5 protein-coding genes and 2 rRNA genes (2 of these 7 running past the window's edge) are annotated in these 5,000 nt (G+C 35.7%); 2 read left to right on the plus strand and 5 right to left on the minus strand.

All coding sequences use genetic code 11. The features are described 5' to 3' along the window. Both PSR14_RS01725 and rrf read left to right on the plus strand, forming a co-directional pair. Nucleotides 1-372: ribosomal RNA gene (locus PSR14_RS01725) — 23S ribosomal RNA — on the plus strand; it begins 2,551 nt to the left of the window's first position. Between the two features lie 50 nt (nucleotides 373-422). Then, nucleotides 423-538, plus strand: a 5S ribosomal RNA gene (gene rrf, locus PSR14_RS01730). A 483-nt stretch (nucleotides 539-1,021) separates the two neighbouring features. Here the strand turns inward: rrf and uppP are convergent. The 5 genes from uppP to PSR14_RS01755 all read right to left on the minus strand — a co-directional run. Next, nucleotides 1,022-1,819 carry an undecaprenyl-diphosphate phosphatase UppP gene (gene uppP, locus PSR14_RS01735; RefSeq protein ID WP_001279966.1) on the minus strand — a complete coding sequence of 266 codons (798 nt, stop codon included), beginning with the start codon at nucleotides 1,817-1,819 and terminating at the stop codon, nucleotides 1,022-1,024. A gap of 17 nt (nucleotides 1,820-1,836) precedes the next feature. Further along, nucleotides 1,837-2,574: an ABC transporter permease gene (locus tag PSR14_RS01740; protein WP_113733052.1), complete on the minus strand. Its 738-nt coding sequence runs from the start codon at nucleotides 2,572-2,574 to the stop codon at nucleotides 1,837-1,839. After that, nucleotides 2,567-3,496: an ABC transporter ATP-binding protein gene (locus PSR14_RS01745; RefSeq protein ID WP_098487806.1), complete on the minus strand. Its 930-nt coding sequence runs from the start codon at nucleotides 3,494-3,496 to the stop codon at nucleotides 2,567-2,569. Before PSR14_RS01745 ends, PSR14_RS01740 begins: the two co-directional genes overlap by 8 nt. Before the next feature lie 68 nt (nucleotides 3,497-3,564). Next, nucleotides 3,565-4,578, minus strand: a complete 1,014-nt coding sequence (locus PSR14_RS01750) for a cell wall metabolism sensor histidine kinase WalK (protein WP_000845341.1) — start codon at nucleotides 4,576-4,578, stop codon at nucleotides 3,565-3,567. Next, on the minus strand, nucleotides 4,568-5,000 hold the 3' portion of the coding sequence (locus PSR14_RS01755) for a response regulator transcription factor (protein WP_000651988.1). Its footprint extends 281 nt past the window's final position; the window shows 433 of its 714 coding nt (coding positions 282-714); its start codon lies beyond the right edge, outside the window — the gene reads right to left on this strand; it ends in the stop codon at nucleotides 4,568-4,570. The genes PSR14_RS01750 and PSR14_RS01755 overlap by 11 nt, the downstream gene beginning before the upstream one ends.

Consider the following 5,000-nt stretch of genomic DNA (forward strand, 5'->3'; position numbering starts at 1 on the left):
TGTAGTCGGTCCCAAGGGTTGGGCTGTTCGCCCATTAAAGCGGTACGCGAGCTGGGTTCAGAACGTCGTGAGACAGTTCGGTCCCTATCCGTCGTGGGCGTAGGAAATTTGAGAGGAGCTGTCCTTAGTACGAGAGGACCGGGATGGACGCACCGCTGGTGTACCAGTTGTTCTGCCAAGGGCATAGCTGGGTAGCTATGTGCGGAAGGGATAAGTGCTGAAAGCATCTAAGCATGAAGCCCCCCTCAAGATGAGATTTCCCATAGCGTAAGCTAGTAAGATCCCTGAAAGATGATCAGGTTGATAGGTTCGAGGTGGAAGCATGGTGACATGTGGAGCTGACGAATACTAATAGATCGAGGACTTAACCATATAATATGTAGCAAATGTTATCTAGTTTTGAAGGAATATGCCTTCAATAGTTTGGTGATGATGGCAGAGAGGTCACACCCGTTCCCATACCGAACACGGAAGTTAAGCTCTCTAGCGCCGATGGTAGTTGGGACCTTGTCCCTGTGAGAGTAGGACGTCGCCAAGCAACTAAAAACACAAGTCTTTTGACTTGTGTTTTTTCGTGTTTGGTAAACAATATTATACTGTTTCAATTATAGACGAACGTTGTATTCTGATGTCTTAATCATGGATATAGGTTCATCATACGCATTGAATATAAAACTATAATCGTTATTTGGCGATATTGGTTTAGTTTCTAATTCATAATAAATGTGACTGGGGCATATTGCGTTTTTTAACTCATCAATTACTAACCGTGCAAGATAGTTTGGAATGAATATGGTTTATAAAAATATACGATCCCTATACAGCATTGTCCAGTAGACATCTAGATTAGTGGAGGGATGTTTAATTTTTAAATTGTGCCGTACGGTAAAGGCTAAAAGTGCTTGAAGGATATTCAGAGGGATTGCCACTATGCTATATTCAAGTAAGACAGAGGTGAAATGGATAAAAAACCGATATTTCAACTTGAATATCGGTTTAATAATATGTGACTTATATGAATCTATAGCAATACGAAAAGTGTAAATAAGACAGCTAACAAAATGCGATAGTATGCAAAAGGTTTTAAACCTATCTTCTCTAAAAGCTTCAGAAAAGTTACTACTGCTAGCATTGCTACTATAAAAGAGGTAATGAACCCTACTGCAAACATAGGGATGTCATCGACACTTAGATACTTCCAGCTTTTTAGTAAGTCTAAGCCTGTAGCCCCAACCATTACAGGAAGAGCTATTAGAAACGAGAACTCTGATGCAGTCTTATAATTTACTTTTGCTAATAGACCTCCAGAGATAGTAGATCCTGCTCTAGAAAAGCCAGGGTATACTGCTAAACATTGAAATAATCCAATTGTTAATGCTTGATGGTATGTTAAATCGTCCAGTGAGCAGGCGGTTGCCTCTTGCTTTTTTACTTCTGCAAAGATCATAAGAATTGCCCCTGCTACAAGTCCAATCACAACAGTATATGGCTGAAATAAGTAAGTTTTAATAACATCATGTAGTAGTAAACCAGCAACTACTGCCGGAAATACGCCAAGAAATACATGGAACGCGTTGAATTTATTCTCCTTCCGTAGAAGAGGCTTAATATTACATAAAGATACGAGACGTTTATGATATAAAATTGCAATAGCTAAAATTGCGCCTAGTTGAATAACAATTTCAAATGTTTTCGCTCTTTCTCCTTCAAAGCCTAATAAATGCCCGACTAATATAAGGTGGCCGGTAGAAGAGATAGGTAAAAATTCAGCTAACCCCTCTACGATACCGAGTATGAAGGCAATAATGATATCGCTCATAGTTTCACTCCTAAAAATTAATGAATGTCTACTCTCTTAAAATAGAATAGTGTTGCGATAAATCCGAAAATCGTTGTTGCTGCAATGATCATATAAGAATACTCTGATGGATATGTGGGTTGTAATTCATTATTTGCGATATCTAAAGTGGCGATCCAGGGAAATAAATCTTTATGTTTGGAATTTACGAGCATAAGATTAGTCATTGTAATAATGACTGTTAATATAATAGGCGGTACATAGCTCTTCATTACAAGAGTTAATAGAACAATAGGTGAAGACAATAGAAAAAGAAGTCCACCACAGGTTAAAAATTTTAGGAAAGAACCTAAAAGTAAAGCAGTGTTAAAACCAGGGAAGTTCCCCAATAGCCCTAATATTAAAGTAAGCGACCAAGCAACTAAAGTTAGCATCATGATCCAAAGGAAAAGAATGATGAACTTACTTATAATAAAACTAATACGTGACACGGGGATAGTTAGTAAATTTTTTAATGTGTCTTCTGCATATTCACGGGTAAACAGATAAGCAACTACTACTCCATATAAGGGGAACCCTATAACTAAAGTAGTGTATAAGTTAACTTCAGTGAATAATTGATGGAACCAAATAGTCGGAGTTGGCTGTTTGGTTTTTATATGTATATAAGAAGCTACTACGACTAAGAAAGGTGCGACACCAGCCCCAATAATACTAATTAAAAACATATTAGAGCGTTTTAGTTTTAATAGTTCTGTATAGAGTAGGTTAACCAATTGTTCCACCTCCAACTAGTTTGGTGAAATAATCTTCTAATCTGTCTTCGCTCATCATCATTTTTAATACTTCAATATCATTTAGAACAAACGTTCTGTTGATGCATCCTTGTTGCCCGAAATGAGAGTAAATGCGAATATTCCCTTCATCATGTACCTCATAATCGAAAATTTGAAATTGATTTTCTAATAACATCGTAGCCTTACTGTCATTATTCACCTGAAATTCTATGTATTTACGGTTTGCTTTGCGTAGCGTATCAAGAGAAACTTCTTCTAGTAACTTTCCTTCGTGAATAATTCCGATACGATCAACTAACTGTTCTACCTCGGCTAATATGTGACTAGAAATGAGTATCGTTATATTCCTTTCTTGAGCTAAAGAATGAATAAGTTTTCGCATTTCTTTAATCCCGATGGGGTCTAGTCCGTTAGTTGGTTCATCTAATATAAGTAGTTCGGGATAATGGAGAAGGGCGCGTGCAATTCCTAAACGCTGCTTCATGCCTAAAGAATACTTTCCCACTAACTTTTTTGTTTCATGTTGCAAGCCTACTATTTCTAACGCTTCTTCAATAGCATTCTTTTTGTGAACCCCAATTATCTTTGCGTTAATTAATAAGTTTTCTTTTGCAGTTAAGTTTTCATAAAACCCTGGAACTTCAACGATAGAACCAATTCTACTTAAAATATCTTTTTGATTTTGAAATAAGTCCTCTCCGAATATTTCGATAGTTCCACTTGTAGGCTTTATAAGACCGAGTAGCATACGAATGGTTGTTGTTTTACCAGCACCGTTACGACCTATGAATCCATAAATCTCTCCCTGTTGAACGTTAATATTTAGATTATCTACGGATTTTTGATTGCCATATACTTTAGTAAGATTAGTTGTTTTTATAATTGTATTTATAGGAGACACCTACTTTCTATAAGTTCTTACTTACATGATAAGCAGGAAGGTTTAACTGCATATTAATCATTTCTTAACTATTTCTTAAAAGTATTGTGTTTTGGAATGGAAAATCCAAAAGTGGTTCTTTCCCATGGATTACTTTCAACCCATATATGCCCGCCATTCTTTTCAACGAGCGCTTTAGAAATAGAAAGTCCGAGACCGCTACCACCAAAAGAGGAGTTTCTTGATTGTTCGCTTCGGTACATTCGCTCAAATATGTTTTGCAAATCATGTTTTGGAATACCAGGGCCTTTGTCCCAAATAAGAAGTTCATATTCTGTATCGGTTTCTAATAGTTCGACTCCTACTGTTTTCCCATCCTTTCCGTAATAAATAGCATTTTTCATTAAATTACCTATAATTCGTATAAGGCTAAGTTGATCTGCCATGATAGGAAAAGTAGATTCTGGTATGAGAATTTGTAGTTCAATATTATGTTTTGAGAGCTCAGGTAAAAATTCAATCAAAACTTCTCTAGTAACTTCAGAAAAGTCGAGTTCTTCTTCTTTTAGTGGAAATTCGTTAGCATCTAGCTTCGCCATATTGAATATCTCATCAACTAGGTGCTTCAAGTTATTTGATTTCATATAAAGTATTTTAAGATATTCTTGCTTTTCTATTTCAGAAGCAGCAACCTCATCTTTTAAGGCATCAATATAGCCAATAATGGAGGTAAGTGGTGTTCGTATATCGTGCGAGATACTAGACAGAAGTTTTTTTCTAGATTCCTCAGACCTCTTTGCTTCAATCCGAACCTTTTCTAATTCAGCTATTAGTTCGTTTATTGAAAAAACGATATTATGTAATGAACGATCATTGCTTGTAAATAATCTTGCTTGTAAATTACCTTTTAGTACACGACTTAATTTAGTATCTATTGATTTGCGGTGCTGAATGAATTGTATTCTTGAAAAGAAGAGATACATTGTAATTAAGATAAGGGTAATAAATAAAGATATTTTTACCCTTGGGTCCATTTGTATATTTAAAAGCCCGCAAATGATAAGTTGTAATGAAATAAGGAAAAGGGTTTTATCAGTCTTCAAGCTGTTCACCTACAAACTTATAACCAATTCCCCATACAGTCTGAATGAATTTTGGGTTGGAAGGATCGACTTCTATTTTCTTTCTAAGTTTTCGAATATGTACCATAACGGTATTGTCATCTTCTATATAATTATCGTCCCACACATTTCGGAAGAGCTGTGTTTTTGTAAATACTTGTCCTGGATTTGAAGTGAAGAATTTTAATAGTTCCAGTTCTTTTCCGGTTAAGTTAATTTCTTCTTTGTTTGTATGAACTGTATATGTATTTAAATCAATCAATAGGCCTTTAAAAGTTAGAGTTGTTTTCTTTTGTATATTAGCGTCACTTCCAAGAACTAAAAAACGCCGCATAAGAGCTTTTACACGTGCAATGACTTCATGAATACTGAAAGGCTTTGTAATGTAATCATCAGCACCAATG

Origin of the sequence: Bacillus sp. A01H, assembly GCF_045277205.1 — a bacterium.
Lineage (GTDB): Bacteria > Bacillota > Bacilli > Bacillales > Bacillaceae_G > Bacillus_A > Bacillus_A paranthracis.